This window comes from Sorangiineae bacterium MSr11367 (genome assembly GCA_037157805.1).
GTDB lineage: Bacteria > Myxococcota_A > Polyangia > Polyangiales > Polyangiaceae > Pendulispora > Pendulispora rubella.
Genome location: CP089983.1, coordinates 4,205,573 through 4,225,415, shown reverse-complemented (window position 1 = coordinate 4,225,415; position 19,843 = coordinate 4,205,573). Strand labels below are relative to the sequence as shown.

Genomic DNA, 19,843 nt, shown 5'->3' with positions numbered 1-19,843 from the left:
CTACTACTGCGTCGAAGAAGCTTGACGCCAAACATGATCATCATCATGAATGCTGCCGTCAAACATGATGACCATCATGCTTGCACGACAAGGAGACCTCATGTCCGAGTTCCGCTCGAAGAACGTCGCGGTCATCACCGGAGCATCGTCGGGAATCGGCGCCGTCTACGCCGAACGGCTCGCGGCGCGGGGCTACGATCTCGTCGTCGTCGCCCGCCGGGTCGATCGGCTGCGCGCACTCGCCGACAAGATCTCGACCGCCAACCCCGGGATCCAGGTGGAGGTCGTCGAAGCCGACCTGACGACGGAGTCAGGGCTGGCACGCGTGGAGAAAATCCTCGCGACCCAACCCAACGTGCACATCTTCGTGAACAATGCAGGCCTCGCACGCGTCTCGCCGCTCGCGAAGTCCGCGACCTCGGACTCGACGACGCAGATCGCATTGAACATCGTCGCCTTCACCCGACTCACGCGCGCAATTCTTCCCGTGTTCCTCTCGCGCAATGCGGGCGTCATCGTCAACCTCGCCTCCGCCCTCGCCGTGCACTCACTGCCGGTCAGCTCCGTGTACAGCGGCACCAAGGCCTACGTGTTGAACTTCAGTCGCGGCCTCCAGCAAGAGGTGGCCGGCACGGGCGTGAAGGTTCAAATCGTGCTCCCTGCCACCACCGCCACCGAAATATGGGATGGTGCCGGCGTCTCGCCCGGCGCCGTGCCGCCGGACACCGTCATGACGACCGAGAACATGGTCGACGCGGCACTCGCAGGCCTCGACCAAGGTGAGACCATCACCTGGCCGTCGCTCGCCGACGCGAGCCTTTGGGAGAAGTACGACGCTGCCCGGACCGAGCTATTCGTCGCGACCCAAACCAGCAAACCGGCCCCGCGCTACAAGGTGGAGTGATCCGGCACTTCGCGCCGCGCACCGCGCGACACGTCCACGCCGGTGGGTGCCATATTGACACCGAAGAAATCGCGTTTCAGTTGAGGCCACCCTTTTTCAATATCTATCGAACGACCGGTAAAATCTTTGCTGTCGGCCGCTTGACTTGCCTTCCCAAGCTGGGATGGGTAGCCCATGCGGGGAGAAGACTTCCGAACGTTTGGTGGCGTACTTTGTCGGCGCGCGGAGAGCCATCCAGACGGTTTGGCCTACAGCTTCCTCGGGGATGGAGAGACCGAGACAGAACGGCTGAGCTTTTCTGAACTGGACGCGCGCGCACGCGCCATCGCCGCACGCCTCACCCAGGAGGGGGCCTTCGGTCGACCGGTTCTGCTGCTGTACCCACCGGGGTTGGACTACGTGGCCGGCTTCTTCGGCTGCCTCTACGCCGGCGCCATCGCGGTCCCGCTCTATCCGCCGGATCCGCGCCGCGTGTCCCGCACCCTTCCCCGCCTTCTCGCGGTGGTGGCCGACGCCGGCGCGCAGTTGGCGCTCACCACGGACGACATCCGCACGGTGCTCGAAGGTTACGTGGAGCAGGCACCGGCACTGCGCACGTTGCGATGCATCGCCACGGACCGCAGCCTCGCCCCGGAGCCACACTTCGACCCGCGCGAGGAACCCGAGGGGCTCGCCTATTTGCAATACACGTCGGGGTCGACCGGGAATCCGAAGGGCGTGATGGTCACCCACGCCAATCTGCTCGAGAACTGCGCCGATATGAGCGAAGTCTGGCGGCTCGATGAACGGAGCCGCATGGTCTCGTGGCTGCCGTTGTTCCACGACATGGGTCTCATCGCGGGCATGCTCTTGCCGCTGTACCTTGGCAACCCCACGCAGCTCATGTCGCCGCTGTCCTTCGTGGCGAATCCCGTGCGCTGGTTGCGCGCCATCGACCGATTCGGCGGCACGATCAGCGGCGCGCCCAATTTCGCGTACGATCTTTGCGTCGCGAAGGTCCGCGAGGCGGATCGCGATACGTTGGATTTGAGCCGATGGCGAACGGCCTTCAACGCGGCCGAGCCGGTTCGTGCGAGCACCATCCGCAAGTTCACGGAGACGTTCGCCTGGTCGGGATTTCGCCGCGACACCTTCTATCCGAGCTATGGCCTCGCCGAGGCGACGTTGATCGTCACCGCCGGCAAGCCGGGGCGGGTCAGTCGGACGCTCTGGGTCGACGCCGAGGCGCTCGGCCAAGGCCGGCTCGCGGTCACCGATCCCGCAGCGCCGGGCGCGAAGGAGCTCGCGAGCTGCGGCACCGTGGTGCCCAGCCAAGAGTTGGCCATCGTGGATCCCGATACGCGAACGCCATGCGCCGATGGCTCGATCGGAGAAGTATGGGTGCGCGGACGCGCCGTGACCCGCGGCTACCGCCAGCGGCCGGAGGAGAACGAGCGCACGTTCCTCGCACGCACCGATGCCGGCGAAGGCCCTTACCTGCGCACCGGCGATCTGGGCTTCCGCTACGAGGGCGAGCTGTACTTGGCATCGCGCCACAAGGACCTCATCATCGTCCGCGGGCGCAATCACTATCCGCAAGATCTCGAACGGGCCTCCGAAAACAGCGATCCGATGCTGCGGCTAGGCTGCGCGGCGGCCTTCGCCACCGAGGACGATGCGCGCGTGATCGTCCTGCAGGAGGTGCGCGAGGAGGGCACCGAGGCAGACTACGCACGGGCGATGCGCGCCATCCGCATGGCCATCGCCGAGGAGTGTGACGTGCGGCTCGCGGAGGTGGCCCTGGTGGCGCGCGGCGAGTTGTTCAAGACGTCCAGCGGGAAGATTCAGCGCCGTTTGTGCCGCAGTCGCTATGGGGAAGGTGGGCTGCGGGTGCTCGCGGTGCAGTCGCTGGACGCGGCGGAGTCGACGGACGACGAGCCGGTTGCACCGCCCGAGCCGCCCGCCTCGATCGAAGTGCGTGTGCGCCGTGTCCTCGGCCGAGCGCTGCGCACGGAGACGTCGGGGCTCGACACCGAGACGCCCCTCGTCGCATTGGGCCTGGATTCGCTGACGTCGATCGAGGTGTGCAACGCGCTGGCGGCGGATTTCGGCGTGCGCCTCGAGCAGGTGGACCTGCTGGATCGCATGACGTTGGCGGGGTTGATCGCGCGCATCACATCGGGAGCGTGCGCGCCCGCCGCCCCCGTGACCGAGGTGGAGCCGGCGGCGGAGACGGACCTATCCCCCGGGCAGAGCGCGCTTTGGTTCCTGCACCAGCTCGAGCCGGAGAGCCCCTCGTACAACCAGATCTTCGCGGCCACCGTCCGGTCCGAACTCGACGTGCGCGCGCTTCGCGTGGCGTTGGATCGGCTCGTCTCGAGGCACGCGGTGCTGCGCACCACCTACGGGGAACGCGAGGGCAAGCCCTTCCAACGTGTGCGAGAGCAGCTGCCGGTGGCGTTCACCCATGTCGATGGGCGCACCTGGGACGAGGCGCGGGTCGAGGCCAAGCTGGCCGAGGAGACACATCGTCCGTTCGATTTGATCGACGGCCCCATGCTGCGTGTCTGTGTGATCGAGCGCGGCGAACGCGAATGGGCGTTGCTCGTGGCCGTGCACCACATCGCCATGGACTTCTGGTCGCTCGGAATCCTCGTGGACGAATGGGGCACTTGTTACCGGGCCGCCGTCGAGGGATGCGAACCCGAGCTGGGCCCCATCCCGGCGAGCTACCCGGCGTATGTGCACGCGGCGCAGGCGGCGCTGGAGGGGCCCGCGGGCGAAACGCACTTGGCGTATTGGCGCGACGTCCTCGCGAACCGCCCGCCGGTGCTCGATCTGCCCGCGGCCGCGCGGCGTCCCCCGGTATGGACCAACCGGGGCGCGGCGCACACCTTCCATGTGCCGGCGGCACTCGCCGACCAGCTCCGCGCCTTGGCGAGCGCCGAAGGTGTCACCCTCTACACCGCGCTCCTGGCGGCGTTTCAAACGCTCCTGCACCGCCATGGCGCCGCCGAAGATCTGGTGATCGGCTCGCCCACCGCGGGGCGACGCGATCCCGCGTTCGCCGATACGCTCGGCTACTTCGTCAACCTCGTGCCACTGCGCGCCGACCTCTCCGGCCGGCCGAGTTTCCGCGAGCTTCTCGCGCGTACGAAGGGCACGGTGCTGGGCGCCCTCGCCCACCAAGACTACCCGCTGTCCGAGCTCGTCGATCGGCTCGGCGTCGAACGCGATGCCAGCCGCTCGCCCTTGTTCGACGTGGTGTTCCTGGTGCAGAAGCCCTACCGCATGCCCGACAGCCAGATGGTGCGCTTTGCGCTGGGCGAGCCGGGAGCGCGGCTCGACGTGGGCGGCCTCATGCTGGAATCCCGCCGGGTCGCGCAAAATCTGGCACGCTTCGACTTGGAGCTGTGGATCGTCGAAGAGGCCGATGGATTGCTCGGATCCATCCGGTACGGCACCGATCTGTTCGATGCGGCCACCATCGCGCGCATGTCTCAGCATCTGGTGCGTCTGCTGGAGGCGGCCGTGCGCGAGCCCGAGCGCCCCGTGGCCGCGTTGCCGATGCTCACCGCGTCCGAGCATGCGCAGATGGTGACGGCGTGGAACGAGACCGCGCACCCCTATCCCGAAGATCGCTGCCTTCACGAGTTGTTCGAAGCGGCGGCGGCCGCCACGCCCGAGGCGACGGCGGTGCTCTTCGAAAAGGAGCGCCTCGACTACCGCGAGCTCGACGCGTGGGCCAACCGCATCGCGCACCACCTCGTGGCGCAGGGCATCGGCCGCGGAAGCCACGTGGCCGTCGTGCTCGAGCGCGGTCTCGAGATGGTGCCCGCCCTTCTCGGCATCCTCAAGGCGGGCGGCACGTACGTGCCCATCGAGCCGTCGTACCCCGACGTGCGCATCGCCGACACGTGCCGCGCGCTGGACGTTGCCTACGTGCTCACCCAACGCGAGCATGGCGCCCGCCTGGAGGCCTTGCTCGGGCCACGCGGCATCCTTCGGCTCGACGACCGCGCCGCGCTGGCCGGGTGCCCCACGACAAACCCGGGTCGTCCGGTCCATCCCGAAGACCGCGCGTACGTGATCCTCACCTCCGGCTCCACGGGCACGCCCAAAGGCGTGGTTCTGCAACACCGCCCGGTGGTCAACACCATCGATTGGGTCAATCGGCGCTACGGCATCGGCGCGCACGATCGCGTCCTCTTTCTCACGTCGCTCTGTTTCGACCTTTCCGTCTACGACGTCTTCGGTTTGCTCGCGGCAGGAGGCTCGATCCGGATCGCGTCGGCGCGCGACGTCGCCGATCCGATGCGTTTGCTCGACTGGCTCTGCTCCGGTGAAATCACGTTCTGGGACTCGGCCCCGGCGGCCCTGCGCCAGCTGGTGCCCTTTCTCGAGGACGGAAATTCCGACGCACGTGCGTGGGCCGAAAGCCGTTTGCGCCTCGTGTTCCTTTCCGGCGATTGGATCCCCATCACGTTGCCCGGACAAGTGGCCGCACGATTTCCGCAGGCCCGCGTGGTCGGCCTCGGCGGCGCGACGGAAGCGGCCATTTGGTCGAATTTCCACGACATCGAGCGCGTCGATCCTTCGTGGCCGAGCATCCCGTATGGACGCCCGATCCAGAATGCGCGCTATTACGTACTCGACGCGGATCGCCAGCCGTGTCCCGTCGGCGTCCCCGGCGAGCTGTTCATCGGCGGTGAATGCCTGGCGATGGGCTACGCCGGCGATCCCGATTTGAGCGCGGCGAAGTTCGTGCCCGATCCGTACGGCCGGCGACCCGATGCGATCATGTACCGCACCGGCGATCGCGCGCGCTTTTGGGCCGATGGGACCATCGAGTTCCTCGGCCGCGTCGACGCCATGGTGAAGGTGCGCGGCTACCGCGTGGAACCGGGCGAAATCGAGACGCTGCTCCATCAGCACCCGCGCGTGCGCGAGGCGGCGGTCATGGCCCGGGGCGAACGCACCGACACCAAGTTGGTGGCCTACGTCACGCCCGCGAGCGCGACGACGGATGCGTCCGAGCCTGCCACCGCGCGGGTGGGCGAGTGGACGAAGGTCTTCGACGACGTCTATGGGAGCGCGTCCAATGCCGACGATCCATCGTTCAATCTCGCTGGATGGGTGGACGGGCACACCGGCCTGCCTTTTCCCGCCGACGAGATGCGCGAATGGGTGGACACGACCGTCGCGCGGATTCTCGAGCTCTCGCCGCAACGCGTGCTGGAGATCGGCTGCGGCACGGGCCTGTTGCTCGCGCGAATTGCCCCGCACTGTCGTCACTACCTGGGTACGGACGTGTCCGCGACCGCCCTCGACCATGTCCGGGAGCGCATTCTGGGCGCCCAGCCCGAGCTGGCCGCCCGGGTCGAACTGCAACGCATCGGCGCCGATGACATCGCCCGATTGAATGCGCTCGGTGACCGCACCTTCGACCTGATCGTGATCAACTCGGTGGCGCAGTACTTCCCGAGCCTCGATTACCTCGTCGGCGTTCTGCGCGCGGCCGTGGCCATGTTGGCCCCCGGCGGCGCCATATTCCTGGGCGACATCCGCAACCTCGCTCTGTCCGAGCCCCTTCGACTCTCCGTGCAACTTCATCGCGCGGACGACGCGATGCCCGTCGAATCCCTTCTTCGGCATGCGGCGGCGGCCGAAGAACGCGAACGCGAGCTGCTCCTGCACCCGAGCTTGTTCTCCGAGCTCGCCGTGCGCCTCGCGGGGCTTGGCTCGGCCAGGGTGTTGCTCAAACGCGGGACGAGCCGCAACGAACTGACGCGCTTCCGGGTGGACGCGATTCTGTCGACGCGTGAAGCCACGCAGCCGATTCGCTGGGCCTGGCGCGGGGAGGCCCTGAGCGACGTGGCCGCCCGAATCGCTTCGGAACGGCCGGCCAAGGTCCGCATCACCGATCTGCCCGACGATCGCCTGGCCACGTTGAACCATGCGCGGCACGTTCTCCAAGGGGAGCGGCCCCCCACCGTCGGGACGTTGCGTGCGGCGATGGCCGGCGCAGCGGGCATCGATCCCGAGATGGCCTGTCGACTGGCGGAGCAGTTGCCCGGCGGTGCGGAAGCGTGGTCCGCCGAGGCGCATTGGCCGGAGTCGGGTGTCGCCGGTCACTTCGACCTCGTGGTGACGGCCCGACGCGCAGCAGCTGGCGCGCCCGTGGAGAAGAGAGTCGGCTCCGACTTGGATTGGTACGCCCTCGCGAACGTGCCCGCGCACCGCCAGACGGACAAGCTCGTCGCTGCGCTGCGCGAGTACCTGCGCGAGCGACTGCCCGAGTACATGGTCCCTTCCGCGTTCTTGGTGCTCCCCGACGGCCTCCCGGTCACGCGCAATGGCAAGCTGGATCGACAAGCGCTGCCCGAGCCCGACGACGCACGCGCGACCGTCGATACCGAGTTCGTTCAGGCCACGAACCCCACGCAGACCTTGCTCGCCAAGATCTGGAGCGAGGTGCTCGGCGTCGCCCAGGTGGGGGTGCACGACCGATTCTTCGAGCTGGGCGGCGACTCCATCCTCGGGATCCAGGTGGTGGCCAAGGCGGCCCGGCATGGGCTCCGCTTGGTTCCGCGGGATCTCTTTCAGCACCAAACCATCGCGGAGCTCGCGGCCGCCGCCGATCGCGCGCGGCCGCACGGCGAAGCCCACGAGATGGATGCCGAGGAAGGCGAGCTGCCGCTCACCCCCGTGCAGCACTGGTTCTTCGGGCTCGAGCTGGCGCAGCCGGGGCACTTCAATCAGTCCTTCGTCGTCGAGGCGGCGGAGGACATCCCCGTCGATCGCCTCGAACGCGCCATCCACCATGTCTTCGACCAGCACGATGCGCTGCGCATGCGCTACTGGCGGGATCACCGAGGGTGGCACACGCGCTACGACGCGCACGCGCGGCCCGTCATCGTCGATCGCGCCGTCGAGCCAGCGGACGTGCGGGCCGCGGCCGCCGAGTACAACTCGAAGCTCGATGTGAGCGACGGGCCTCTTGCCCGGGTGGTGCTCTTTCACTCGGCCTCGGGATCGTGCCGCCGGCTGCTCATCGTGGTGCACCACCTGGCCATCGACGGAGTCTCGTGGTGGGTGCTGCTCGATCAACTGAGCGCGGCCGTGCGCGGCGCCGAGGACGCGGCGCCACCGGCATCCTTCCGCCGCTGGGCGAAGGCCTTGGCACGGGCTGCGGTGTTGCCCGAAATGGCGCCCCAGGTCTCCAAGTGGGCGCGGCTGCTCTCGGGGCCGGTGGATCCATTGCCTGGGCAACATCATCGAAAAACTGGCACCGAAGCCTTGGCCCGCACGGAGCGACGTGCCCTGGGGGAGGCGGAGACCGAGAGCCTCCTCACCCGCGCGAACACCGCCTACCGCACGCACACCGACGAGGTTCTCCTCACCGCGTTGCTCGCCGCGGTCCATCGCTGGGCCGGCATCCGTCGCGTGCGCGTCGATCTGGAGGGTCACGGGCGTGAGATGGCCGCATCGGGCATGCCCGACGCATCGCGCACCGTCGGCTGGTTCACCACCATCACGCCGCTGCGATTCGACCTGCACGACATCGATCCATCGGCGGAGCCCGGACGCGCCCTCACCGCATTGAAAGAACAACGTCGCGCCGTGCCGGGCGGGCCCGCCGACTTCGGGCTTCTGCGCTACCTCGACGACGCGAGCACGCGCGCGCTGGGCGAGCTCCCGGCGGCGGACATCGGGTTCAACTACCTCGGCCAGCTCGATCGCGTCGGCGGTGCGACCTTCCGCCTCGCCACCGAGTGGGCCGGCCCCTGGCGGGGTCCCGCCAACCATCGCCCCTACCCTCTGGAGATCAATGGCCACGTGTCCCACGGCCGCTTCGAAATCGCCATCACGCATGATCCCGACCGCCACGATCCGTCGAGCGTCTCCGCATTGGCCGATGCCTACGTCGGAGCCCTGCGTGCCCTGATTGCGCACTGTACGAGCGAAGGCGCCGGCGCCTTCTCGCCGTCGGACTTCCCCGTGGCCGGGCTGGATCAACGCCGGCTCGATGCGGTACTCGGTTCATTCCGTCGCGCGCGGCAGGACAAGGCCCCGAAGCAACCGGTTCCGAGCAACCCGACGGGGGAACCATGAGCGCCGTGCAAAGTTCGCCGTGGATCCCTGCAGGGTTGCCTCGGGCGAAGGACGCGCGCCCGCGCTTGCTCTGTGTGCACTACTCCGGCAAGGGCGCCAGCATGTTCCGCGATTGGCCGGCACGCCTGGGCGACGCAGCGGAGGTCGCGGCGATTCAATTGCCCGGACGCGAGGACCGTTTGCGCGACAAGCCCATCGCCGACATCGACACGCTGCTTGCCGAGTTGGTCCCCGCGGTCAAACCCTGGGTCGATGCGCCGTTCGTCCTGTTCGGGCACTGCATGGGCGCGCTGCTCGCCGCGGAGTTGGCGGTGGCGTTGCGCCGCCACTGCGGCGTCCAGCCGCATGCTTTGGTGCTCTCCTCGGTCATCCCCTCCTGGCAGGAGAAAGGCTCGTACGATCTGAGCCACCTCGGCGACGCGGCCCTGATCCGCGAACTCCGGCAGCGAGGATCGCTCACGCCGAAGATGCTCGCCGAGCCGGCGCTGCTCACCTTCATTCTGCCGTCCACCCGCGCCGACTCGGCGCTGTGTGAGTCCATCCGCGCCAAGGGACGGCCGGAGAGCCCCGCCCTCGATTGTCCCCTCGCCCTGTACGCCGGGCGCACCGACAGCCGCTTCGAGCCGGAGGCGCTGCGCGCATGGGAGGCCATGAGCACCGGGCCCGCGCGGCTCACCGTCTTCGAGGGTGACCACGGCTTCCTGGACGCGAACCCCGACGCCGTCATCGATGCCGTGCGCGCGGAGCTACCCGGCGGAGGTTGCCCGTGAGCGCCGACGTCGAGGACATCTACCCGCTTTCCCCGCTGCAACAGGGCCTGCTGTTCCACGTGCTCTACGAGCCGGACACCGGCGTCTACCTGGAACAACTCTGGATGACCCTGACCGGATCACTCGACGAGGGCCGATTGCGCGCCGCATGGGACCGCGTGATCGAGCGCCACCCCGCCCTGCGCACGGGCTTCGTTTGGGATGGCCTGGACGAACCCATGCAGATCGTCGTACCCGCCGGCAGCGCACGCGCAGCCTGGCAGCAAGGCGACTGGCGCGGGCTGGATACCGCAGAACGAGACGCACGCCTCCAACGCTTCCTCGCAGAGGATCGCACCGAGGCGTTTCCCCTCGCCGAACCACCGCTCATGCGCCTCGCGCTTTTTCGCACCGGCGAACGCGAGCACCTCCTCGTGTGGACCATCCATCATTTGGTGGTCGATGGATGGAGCCTCCCGCTCATCCTGCGCGAGGTCGGGGCGTACTACGAGCACCGTGGGGCGACCTTGGCGCTCTCGCGCCCGTACCGCGATTACATCGCCTGGCAGCGCGCCGCGGACGCGACCGAGGGGGAAGCGTTCTGGCGGATGGAGCTCGCCGGCTTCACGCGACCGACGCGCATCGGCTACCAACGCGAGACACCCGGCCAGGCTGCCCCCGAGGGCATCTACGCCGATTTGCGGGCGGAACTCGACGAAGAAGCGTCCGCCGCCCTGCGCAGGATGGCGCGCGCCGAACAACTCACGTTGAACAGCGTCGTGCAGGGTGCGTGGGCGTACCTCTTGTCCGTCCATAGCGGCAAGACCGACGTCGTCTTCGGTGCCACCGTCTCCGGCCGTCCCACCGACCTGGCCGGCGCCGACGAGATGGTGGGCGCGTTCATCAACTCGTTGCCGGTGCGCGCATCGCTGCAGCCGGACCAAATCGTTGCCGATTGGCTGCGCGACTTGCAAGCGCGGCAAGCGAAGGCGCGGCAGTTCGAGCACCTGCCGCTGGTGCGCATCCAAGCGTGTGCCGAGTTGCCCCCGGGCACGCCGTTGTTCGACACGCTGCTCGGCTTCGAGAATTACCCGCTGCGCGAGAATCTCTTTCACGGCACCGCGGGCGGCCCCGCCCTGCGCCTGCTCGGCGGGTGCTTTCACGCGCACTATCCGCTCACCTTGCTGTTCATCCCCGACGACCGACTCGGCATTCATGCCCTTTACGACACGCGACGGTTGGATCCCGATGCCGTGCAGCACGTCTTGAATCAACTGAGCACCCTGTTGCGGAGCATCGCACAGCGCCCCCATCGCCCGCTGCGCGAGCTCTCCCTGCTCTCCGATGGCGAGCGCACCTCGCTCACCCGGCGCCACCCCGCCGACCTGCCCGTCCCCGACGTGACCCTGCTCGACATGGTCGAGGCCCAAGTCCGCGAGCACCCCGATGCCGTGGCGGTGGTGGCCGGCACCGCGCAACTCCGCTATGCAGAATTGGACGCGCGCGCCAGCGAGCTTGCCCAGCGCCTGCGCGGCGCCGGTTGCACGCGCCAGACGCTCGTCGCCGTCTGCGTGCCGCGCGGCCTCGACCTCGTCGTCGCCTTGCTTGCCGTGTTCAAGGCCGGCGGTGCGTACCTTCCCTTGGATCCCGACAACCCGCGCGAGCGACTTGCCTTCCTCCTTCACGACTCCGCCGCCCCCATCGCCCTCGTCCATTCCGAGACCGCCGCGAGCCTCCCGAGCTTCGCAGGCACGACGTTGCTCGTCGATGGCCCATCCCCTGCGGAGGAAGGCCTCGGACGAGGGAGACTCCCCACCCCCGACGATCTCGCCTACGTCATCTACACGTCGGGCTCCACCGGTACGCCCAAGGGCGTGCGCGTTCGTCATCGAAACGTCGTCGCCCTGTTCGCCGCCACGGCCGCATGGACCTCGTTCGATCACTGCGACACGTGGACGCTCTTCCACTCGCCGGCCTTCGATTTCTCGGTCTGGGAAATCTGGGGTGCCCTCGCCCATGGCGCGAAGCTCGTCATCGTCCCCTTCGAGGTGAGCCGAACCCCGGAACGTTTCGCCGAGCTCCTCCTCGAACACCGGGTCACCGTGCTCAATCAAACGCCATCGGCGTTTCGTCATCTCGTGCGCGCCATCGAGAAGGTCCCGAACGACTACCCCCACCGACTGCGCCTCGTCATCTTCGGCGGCGAAGCCTTGGCCCCCGCCGACGTCGCGCCTTGGTTCGCGCGCTTCGGCCACGAGAGACCGCGTCTCGTCAACATGTATGGCATCACCGAGACCACGGTGCATGTCACGCATCACACGCTCACCGACGATGGCGACACACCCCTCGGGCAGCCCCTCACCGGCACGCGGGTCCATCTGCTCGACCCGTACGGCAACCCCGTTCCAAACGGTATCGTCGGCGAAATCCACGTCAGCGGCCCCGGAGTCTCCGCGGGCTATTTGCATCGCCCCGAGCTCACCGCCGAACGATTCCGGCCCGATCCGTTCGCCGAACGCCGGGACACGCGCATGTACCGCTCCGGGGACCTCGCCCGCTACCGCGCCGACGGCACCTTGGAATTCCACGGTCGCCTGGACGAGCAGGTCCAGATCCGCGGCTTCCGCGTCGAGCTCGGCGAGATTGAAGCGACCTTGACCCAGCACCCCGCCGTGGGCGAGGCCGCCGTGCTCGCGCACACCGTCGACGGCGAGCCGCACTTGCTCGCCTTCCTCGTCCCCGCCGAGCCGGAGGCGGCCCCCGTGCGGCGACTCCGAGCGCTCACCGAGGGGACCGAACACGAGCGAACGACCGTGGACCTACCCGACGGCACCACCGTCTTCGCCGTCAACCGCTCCGAAACGGAGTTCATGGCCCGCGAAATCTTCACCGACGCGGTCTACCTCCAAGGCGGTATCACCCTGCCCGAGGATGCCTGCGTGATCGACGTCGGCGCCAACATCGGCCTCTTCGACCTGTTCGTGGCAAAGCATTGCGCATCGCCACGACTTTTTGCCTGCGAGCCCATGCCGCCGCTGCGCGAGGTGCTCGAACGAAACCTCGCGGTGCACGGCATCCCCGCCACCGTTTTGCCTTACGGCCTCGGCGCCACCGAGGACACGGTCACCTTCGGTTACTACCCGTATGCCACGGTTCTCTCGGGCCAATTCGCCGATCCCGCCCACGAACGCGACGTGGTCCGCGCCTTCCTCGTGCAGCAACTCGAATCACAAGGCGTGCACCTCGACGACGACGTCCTCGACGAGCTGCTCGCGGAGCGCCTCACCACCGAGTCGCACCGCTGCCGCATCCGCCCCCTCAGCGACGTCATCGCCGAGCATGCACTCACGCGCATCGATCTGCTGAAAATCGACGTCGAGAAAAGCGAACTCGATGTGCTCGCCGGCATCCGCGACGAGGACTACCCGAAGATCGCCCAAATGGTCATCGAGGTCCACGACACGAATGGGCGCCTCGCCCGCGTCACCGAGCTGCTTCACCGCCACGGCTACCGCACCACGGTCCTTCGCGATCCGCAGCTCACTACCACGGGCCTCTACAACGTGTACGCGCGCCGCCCCGATGCGCCGGAGACCGCATCCGTCGCACCGCCTCCGCGCTGGCGCGGTGCGACCCGCCTGCTCGCCGACGTGCGCACGTTCGCCGCCGAGCGACTCCCCTATTACATGCTTCCCACGCGCTGGACCTTGGTCGATCGCATTCCATTGACCCGCAATGGCAAGCGCGACGTGGTAGCCCTCTCCGAGCTCGCCGGGCAGCGCCCGAGCGCCCACGCCGAGTATGCTCCGCCGATCGGCAAAACGGAAACCGCCCTCGCGGAAATCTGGACCGAGATCCTCGGTGTAGACCGGGTCGGGCGTGCCGACAATTTCTTTGCGTTGGGAGGCCACTCGCTGCTGGCCACCCAAGTCGTCGGCCGCATCCGGGAGACGTGCCAGGTCTCCCTTCCCCTGCACCAAATCTTCTCCAACCCCACCTTGAGCGAGCTGGCGCAGGCCATCGAGCGATTGCCCATCGGGTAAGCACCGGGGGCTCGCGGCCGTTGCCAAGCCCCCGGGCCCATCCTTTATCCTCATGGCATGCGCGTCCGCGTCCATGCCGATTTGACGGAATTCTGGGCATTGGCCAAGCCGCTCTACGCGGCGGATCCGGTGCGTCACACGGTGGCACTCACCGTGATTGGCAACTTGGTGGCGCTGCCGGATCCCAACGAGCCCGCGCCCCTGTTGGTCACCCTGTGGGAAGGCGACACGCTGGGCGGGGCTGCGTTCCGCACCAACGGACGGCCGCTCTCGGCCGGTGCGATCCCGGAGGGCGCGGTGGAAAATGTGGCCTCCGCGCTCGCCGTGATCGACCCGGACATGATCGGCGTGAATGGCCCGCGCCCGGTGGCGGAGCCCTTTGCGCGCGCATGGGCGGCGCGCCAGGGTGTTGCGTTTCGCGAGACGCTGCTTTCCCGGCTCTATCGATTGGACACGCTCGCGCCGCCTGCAACGGCAGGCCATGCGCGGTTGGCCACGGACGACGACGTGCCTCGGCTCGCCGCGTGGTATCGCGCCTTCGCCATCGAGGCCTTGGGTAGCCAGCGCGATCCCGGCGACGACGAGGCCTTCGTCCGCCGCATGCTCGCCCTCGGCAATGGCATGATGATCTGGGAGCGCGATGGCGACGCCCTCGCCTCGGCCCGCGCCAGCCCACTCGTCGATGGAATGTCACGCGTCAGTGCGGTTTACACGCCACCGGAGCATCGTTGCCATGGCTACGGGTCCGCGGTCACCGCGGCGGCCTCGCAATGGGCACTCGATGCGGGCGCCTCGCACGTCGTATTGTTCACCGACTCGAGCAACCCCATTTCAAATTCGATTTACCAACGAATCGGATACCGCCACGTCTGCGATATCACGGAGTTCACCTTCGAACCGGCGGCGACACTCACGAATTTCGCGACGTGACGACTCCCGACTCGCTCTTCGTCAGGGGCGCATTCATGAATGCCAGCGCCTCCTCGCTGCTGTACGAATCTTTGTACGTGAAGGCCATGGGGCTCGGCCCCTCGGCCTTAAGACGCTCCAGGCGCTCCATCGCCTCCGCGACGCTCGGAATGTACCCCTCGGGGATCCACCACATCACCATGGTGGGCTCGGCCATGCGCTTGAACCATTCGCGACGGCGTCGCAAAAAGTCCAGGTGGTGGGTCTTGTAGACGTAATTCCACAACGCATCGAGCGATTCCCATATCGAGAAATTGACCAGCAGGTGATCGCCGAAGTCGTGCTTGACCGTCAGCCTCGGCTGATTCGGATCTTCCTTGAGCCGCCACACGAAGCCAGGCGCGGCGTCGGCGAGGGCGTTGATCGGTTCGAGCGCGTCCACGAAATCGGCCAGCTCGGGGCTGCCGATGGGCGCGCGCATGTGCGCAATGTTCAATTCGGCCAGGTGCATATCCTTTAGTGAAGCATCCCCAGCTTCTATGTCAACGTCCATTTGTTTTAGAAACAACGACGCAGCATTCGTCGGGACGCGGGTCCATGCTGGCCTTGCTGGGCTCGTCGCCGATCCCCTCGAGCAGGCCTTGGCACAAGGCCAGGTTCATCGAACACACCAGCACCGGGTGCTCCTTGGCCAGAACGTGAAACGGGCAATTTCGCAGCCGGATGCACGGGCCTTCGACCCTAGGTTCGTAGCCGCGGTCCTCCAGCACGTCGAGCACGGCCAGCGCCTTGCGCGACTTCCCTGCCGCGTGCTTCTGCACGGCGCGTTTTCCCAGGCGCACGCCTGCGGCACGCGCTGCCTTTTCCGCCTGCTCCTCGCCCCCGAGCAAATCGACCGCATCGGCCAGCACGGAAGCGAGCGCCGCGTAATCACGCGGCGGCAGGCTCACGGTGCGTTCATTGGGCGCCCTTCGGTAAACCTTGGCCGGCCGCCCACTTCCCGGTCCCTTCTTCTCCGGGCTCTTGAAACGAGCCTCCAGAAGCCCCGCCTCCACGAGCTTGTCGAGATGAAACGCGGCCAGGGTGCGTGAAATTCCCGCGGCCTCCGCCGCCTCCCCCCGCCCAACGTCGCCACCGTGCCGCGCCACGAATTCGTACAGCGCCCTCCGTACCGGATCATGCAACTGCGTCAACGCACCGAGATCGTCGCTCACGGGCCGCAGTCTACAACCTCGACGGAGACAAAACCCGACCCCCGTCCTTGCGAGGCGGAAGTCGGGCCCAAACCGCTACTTGCAGAATTCGGCACACTTGGAGACGGACGCATAGTCGGTCGTGCACTCCGCCGTGCGCCGCGGGAATACCTTTCGGAGGCAGTCGTCGCGCTGCTGCTGGTTCCCGCCGCAATACGCGCACTCCCCCACGCGGCCTTGGATGGTGCAGCGCGCTTGCGAGCCACACTCCGCCATCCCCAACTGACAACCCGACCCGTCGCCATCGTCCTCGTGTGAGCCAAAATACGCATTCTCGAGCAGACATTGCGAACACACGCCCGTCGTCCCCGACAGTCGCGCCGCACAGTCCAATCGGCATCGCGCCGCACTCGGCTCACTGCAGACATCGTAGGCGCCGTCCACCTTCGGCTCTCGAATCGTGCACAATTGCAGACACCGCGGGTCGACATTCATCGACGCGTCGCCGTCGTCCGAACACCCGAACAGCGATGCAGCCAACCCCGCCATCGCGACCACGGCAAATAACGCTCGTACTATGTAAGTCATGGGCCTCGTCTCCTGATTCACGAGCCTTGTCGCCTCGAGCGCATTTCCGTCACGGAATCGAGTGCGGGACGCATGTCGCAAGCAAATTGCAGGAAGGCGCGAACGGCGGGACTGGAAGGAGCTTCGCTTCGCCAAGCGAAAGCAAGCTGGCCGCGTAGCCGCGGACGCACGATGGGGACGGAGCGCAACTTCGGCAGCGCACGCGCAGCCGATTCGGGAAGAATGCCGACGCCCAGACCTCGCGCCACGAGTTGCACGAGCACACCGGGATCGCTCGCCTCGAAGGCAACGTTCAACGGCGCGCCGGCGCGCGCCGAAGCCGCGTCGAGGACGGAGCGCAGTCCGGTTCCACGCGAGAACGTGAGCAGGGTTCGTTCGCGAAGCTCGGCGAAGGGAATGGCTGCAGCTGCGGCCATGGGGTGGTCCGCACGGACCACGGCGGCGAGCGGCTCGTCCACGAGCACGTGGCATGCAAGCCCCGCCGGCCGCTTGGCACCGAGCCCTATCACGGCAACGTCGAGCCGGCCCGTTTGCAGCGATTCGACGAGGGCGTCGGCGGTGCCTTCGGACAGCGTGATCCGAACGGCGGGGTGCGCACGGTGGAAGGATGCCAAGAGGTCGGCGAGATCGAACTCGGTCGTCGAATACGGAGCCACCATTCCCATGCTGAGACGCCCGCGCAACAACCCCGTCAGCTCGTCGACCGCCAACCGCGCCCCCGCGACTGCGGCCATGGCCGCGCGCGCATAAGGAAGCACGGTGGCCCCCGCCGCCGTGAGGCGTACCGTGCGCCCCGATCGATCCAGCAAGTCGTGACCGAGCTCCTGCTCCAACTGGCGGATGCGCGCACTGACACCCGGCTGCGCGACACGCAACTTGGCCGCGGCACGCGTGAAATTCGCTTCATCGGCAACCGTGAGCAGGAATTCGAGCTGACGAAGGTCCATAACGAATCATTCTAACTCGAATACGAATCATGTCTTGGACTTCTATCCACATTTCGACCAATTTCGTACCTACTGATTTCGAAACAAGGAGCCGTTCACCATGGGAAATTTCATCAGCAGCAGCATCGGGGCGACCCTTTGCATATTCGTTTTGGCGACGACGATCCATGCGGCGAGCGCACAACCCGCCAACTCGCGGGCGGAAGTGATCGATATTCGCGTCGCCAACGAGCAGTTCGAATTCGTCGATCTTGGCGCACCAGGCGTTGGCGTCGGCGACATGTACGTGTTCTCGGACCGCTTGTTTCAAAATGGGCAGCCGTTCGGGCAAGACGGTGGTTCGTGCCAAGTTGCGGGCGTATCGGGTACGACGATCGTCACGAACTGCGTCATGTCCATTCGAGCATGGGACGGGCAAATCACGGTGCAGGCACTTTGGAACCACGGCTCCAACCCCTTGGAAATGGCCATTACCGGAGGCACTGGGCGGTACGAAAACGCCCGCGGGCACTTGCGCGCCACCGACATTGGCACGCCAAACGAAGCCTATCGGCTGGAGCTTTCTTATTGAATGACCGCCATCGCCCCCCCTGGAGATTCCCAACGATGAAGAGTTCCTGTTTCACAGGTATTCCTGTTCTCGGCCTGCTTCTCGTAGGCAGCTCGCTTTCGGCCAGCGGCTGCTCGGCCCCCAATCCGGAAACGGAAACGGTGGCAGCACGCAAGTGAGCTTCGAACGATTCGAGACCACGGTCCAGCGCGAATCGGGCACGGGCATTTACATCGTCGAAGGAGACATTCCCATCGGAACGCGCGAAGCGTTGAAGGCGTATTTCGACCAATACGTCCAGCAGGGTGCTCTCATCGTCAATAAGGGCACCGATGGCCGCTGGGACGATACCCAAGAGCTCGATCTGAGCTACTGCGTGAGCACGGCCTTCGGGACGAGATACGGCACCGTGGTGGAATCGATGGCCGCCGCGGCTTCATCGTGGTCGAGCCACGTTCGCATCAAGTTTCGGCACGTCGCGGGGCAGGACGGGGCGTGCAACGATACGAACACCAATGTGCTGTTCGATGTGAGTCCCGTCACTGGCCAGCCTGACAGTCGAGGACGTTCTTTCCGGGCGATGCCCGGAAGGACCGCCGTATCTTGCTCAACACCACGGCCTTTGTAAAGTTACCCCCGGAGACATTGACGGGTATTTCGAGGCACGAGCTTGGCCACGTGCTTGGCTTTCGGCACGAGCACACGCGCCCCGAAGCGGCCGATGCCTGCTTCGAGGACAACCATTGGCGCGCCCTCACGCCTTATGACTCGGCATCCGTGATGCATTACACCCCTTATGACAAAGATTGCGGCGGCACGGCGATTACAATCTGACGGCACGGGACATCGAGGGCGCCGTTTTGCTTTATGGTAGAACCGCCTTCGACGGCAACTGAATCGCCGACGACCGGCGCCGTGGAGCGGATTGCGTGGCGGTGTAGGCGTGGCTACATCTTTTCGCACCGGAGATTCTTCAATGCCAATCATTCATGCGAAGACTGCACTTACCATCGGGCTCTCCACCACCCTCGCCGCCATTGCGCTCGCAGCCACCGCCTGCAGCAGCGACGATGATGTCGAAGCGCCACCATCGACACTCGGCGGGATCACCATTGCGAGCCGCGAACGCGCCGCTGGCCAAGATTGGTACTACGTCTCTGGATGGTTCCGAAATGGAACCCAAGACTCCGGATGCACCAGTCACCGCGAAGGCAATTGCACCATTTCCACGTGCGCGCCCTCTGCAGCCGATGCCGGAGTCGCCACATTGGATTCCGCGGGAACGCTCACGGTGAGTGGCGGCCTCTTGCCCGCACCAGGCATCACCCTCGAGCCACGCGACGACAAAAGCTACTTCCGCCAAGGGTTGAGCAAAATCTGGGAGCCGGGACAACGCATCGCGATCAAGAGTAGTGGCGCGCAAATACCAGCGTTCGAGCTTTCCGTCACCGCCCCCTCGAACTTGGTCTTGGAGGTACCTGCCGTGCCTCATGATGACGCGCCCATGGTCATCCCGCGTGGCACACCACTCGAACTGCGATGGTCGGCCGTCCCCGACAAGAAGAGCGTCGCCTTCTATTCGCCCGTCGACATCCCGCCGGGCGCCCCGTCCATTGGCGCATCCTGCGAGTTCGAGCCTTCCTCGACGACGGCCACCCTTCCGACTTCGGTTCTAGGGCTCTTTCCGAAAGGCGAAGCAATTTTCGAAGTCGTGACACGAAACGAAGCAACGACGCTCATCGCAGGCAAAACCGTCAAGTTCCACGCCCGGACCTACGCAAAAGGCACCTCGGGCACATCCGTCTCACGCAACGTCACACTCGAGTAGCCCACCGGAAGCCTGGAGGATGTTGGGGAGCCACGGTT

The 19,843-nt window shown here is 66.5% G+C and carries 13 protein-coding genes; 8 read left to right on the top strand and 5 right to left on the bottom strand.

What is annotated here, in order from left to right; all coding sequences use genetic code 11:
- Nucleotides 1–100: 100 nt before the first annotated feature.
- Nucleotides 101–904 carry an SDR family oxidoreductase gene (locus tag LVJ94_17045; GenBank protein WXB08930.1) on the top strand — a complete coding sequence of 268 codons (804 nt, stop codon included), beginning with the start codon at nt 101–103 and terminating at the stop codon, nt 902–904.
- Here the strand turns inward: LVJ94_17045 and LVJ94_17040 are convergent.
- Nucleotides 889–1,080 (bottom strand): hypothetical protein, encoded by a 192-nt coding sequence (locus LVJ94_17040; GenBank protein ID WXB08929.1) that lies wholly within the window; start codon nt 1,078–1,080, stop codon nt 889–891. The genes LVJ94_17045 and LVJ94_17040 overlap by 16 nt on opposite strands.
- On the opposite strand from LVJ94_17040, the gene LVJ94_17035 reads away from it, so the two are divergent.
- Genes LVJ94_17035 through LVJ94_17020 form a run of 4 tightly spaced genes read left to right on the top strand, consistent with a single transcriptional unit; the run spans nt 1,079 to nt 14,720 of the window.
- Nucleotides 1,079–8,998 carry an amino acid adenylation domain-containing protein gene (locus LVJ94_17035; protein WXB08928.1) on the top strand — a complete coding sequence of 2,640 codons (7,920 nt, stop codon included), beginning with the start codon at nt 1,079–1,081 and terminating at the stop codon, nt 8,996–8,998. The genes LVJ94_17040 and LVJ94_17035 overlap by 2 nt on opposite strands.
- A complete protein-coding gene (locus LVJ94_17030) occupies nt 8,995–9,768 on the top strand; it encodes an alpha/beta fold hydrolase (GenBank protein ID WXB08927.1) in 774 nt (257 codons plus the stop codon). Before LVJ94_17035 ends, LVJ94_17030 begins: the two co-directional genes overlap by 4 nt.
- A complete protein-coding gene (locus tag LVJ94_17025) occupies nt 9,765–13,790 on the top strand; it encodes an amino acid adenylation domain-containing protein (GenBank protein ID WXB08926.1) in 4,026 nt (1,341 codons plus the stop codon). The genes LVJ94_17030 and LVJ94_17025 overlap by 4 nt, the downstream gene beginning before the upstream one ends.
- A 57-nt stretch (nt 13,791–13,847) precedes the next feature.
- The gene (locus LVJ94_17020) at nt 13,848–14,720 is read left to right on the top strand and encodes a GNAT family N-acetyltransferase (protein WXB08925.1); all 873 of its coding nucleotides are present in this window, start codon (nt 13,848–13,850) and stop codon (nt 14,718–14,720) included.
- Here the strand turns inward: LVJ94_17020 and LVJ94_17015 are convergent.
- The 4 genes from LVJ94_17015 to LVJ94_17000 form a co-directional block, all read right to left on the bottom strand.
- Nucleotides 14,701–15,210 carry a DUF3291 domain-containing protein gene (locus LVJ94_17015; GenBank protein WXB08924.1) on the bottom strand — a complete coding sequence of 170 codons (510 nt, stop codon included), beginning with the start codon at nt 15,208–15,210 and terminating at the stop codon, nt 14,701–14,703. The genes LVJ94_17020 and LVJ94_17015 overlap by 20 nt on opposite strands.
- A 31-nt stretch (nt 15,211–15,241) precedes the next feature.
- A complete protein-coding gene (locus LVJ94_17010; GenBank protein ID WXB08923.1) occupies nt 15,242–15,913 on the bottom strand; it encodes a hypothetical protein in 672 nt (223 codons plus the stop codon).
- A gap of 75 nt (nt 15,914–15,988) precedes the next feature.
- Nucleotides 15,989–16,480: a hypothetical protein gene (locus tag LVJ94_17005; protein ID WXB08922.1), complete on the bottom strand. Its 492-nt coding sequence runs from the start codon at nt 16,478–16,480 to the stop codon at nt 15,989–15,991.
- 17 nt (nt 16,481–16,497) lie between these two features.
- Nucleotides 16,498–17,427 carry a LysR family transcriptional regulator gene (locus LVJ94_17000; protein ID WXB08921.1) on the bottom strand — a complete coding sequence of 310 codons (930 nt, stop codon included), beginning with the start codon at nt 17,425–17,427 and terminating at the stop codon, nt 16,498–16,500.
- A gap of 100 nt (nt 17,428–17,527) precedes the next feature.
- Between LVJ94_17000 and LVJ94_16995 the strand changes: the two genes are divergently transcribed.
- The 3 genes from LVJ94_16995 to LVJ94_16985 all read left to right on the top strand — a co-directional run bounded on the left by LVJ94_16995 (nt 17,528) and on the right by LVJ94_16985 (nt 19,805).
- On the top strand, nt 17,528–17,998 hold the full coding sequence (locus tag LVJ94_16995; protein WXB08920.1) for a hypothetical protein: 471 nt from the start codon (nt 17,528–17,530) through the stop codon (nt 17,996–17,998).
- A 154-nt stretch (nt 17,999–18,152) separates the two neighbouring features.
- On the top strand, nt 18,153–18,605 hold the full coding sequence (locus tag LVJ94_16990) for a hypothetical protein (protein WXB08919.1): 453 nt from the start codon (nt 18,153–18,155) through the stop codon (nt 18,603–18,605).
- A 348-nt stretch (nt 18,606–18,953) separates the two neighbouring features.
- The gene (locus LVJ94_16985) at nt 18,954–19,805 is read left to right on the top strand and encodes a hypothetical protein (GenBank protein ID WXB08918.1); all 852 of its coding nucleotides are present in this window, start codon (nt 18,954–18,956) and stop codon (nt 19,803–19,805) included.
- The last annotated feature ends 38 nt before the right edge of the window (nt 19,806–19,843 follow it).

Bases quoted from the DNA above. Each gene is read 5' to 3' on its own strand.
- LVJ94_17040 (WXB08929.1), bottom strand. From the start codon at position 1,080: ATGGGCTACCCATCCCAGCTTGGGAAGGCAAGTCAAGCGGCCGACAGC.
- LVJ94_16995 (WXB08920.1), top strand. From the start codon at position 17,528: ATGGGAAATTTCATCAGCAGCAGCATCGGGGCGACCCTTTGCATATTC.
- LVJ94_17020 (WXB08925.1), top strand. From the start codon at position 13,848: ATGCGCGTCCGCGTCCATGCCGATTTGACGGAATTCTGGGCATTGGCC.
- LVJ94_17000 (WXB08921.1), bottom strand. From the start codon at position 17,427: ATGGACCTTCGTCAGCTCGAATTCCTGCTCACGGTTGCCGATGAAGCG.
- LVJ94_16985 (WXB08918.1), top strand. From the start codon at position 18,954: ATGCCAATCATTCATGCGAAGACTGCACTTACCATCGGGCTCTCCACC.
- LVJ94_17030 (WXB08927.1), top strand. From the start codon at position 8,995: ATGAGCGCCGTGCAAAGTTCGCCGTGGATCCCTGCAGGGTTGCCTCGG.
- LVJ94_17035 (WXB08928.1), top strand. From the start codon at position 1,079: ATGCGGGGAGAAGACTTCCGAACGTTTGGTGGCGTACTTTGTCGGCGC.
- LVJ94_17005 (WXB08922.1), bottom strand. From the start codon at position 16,480: ATGACTTACATAGTACGAGCGTTATTTGCCGTGGTCGCGATGGCGGGG.
- LVJ94_17045 (WXB08930.1), top strand. From the start codon at position 101: ATGTCCGAGTTCCGCTCGAAGAACGTCGCGGTCATCACCGGAGCATCG.
- LVJ94_17015 (WXB08924.1), bottom strand. From the start codon at position 15,210: ATGCACCTGGCCGAATTGAACATTGCGCACATGCGCGCGCCCATCGGC.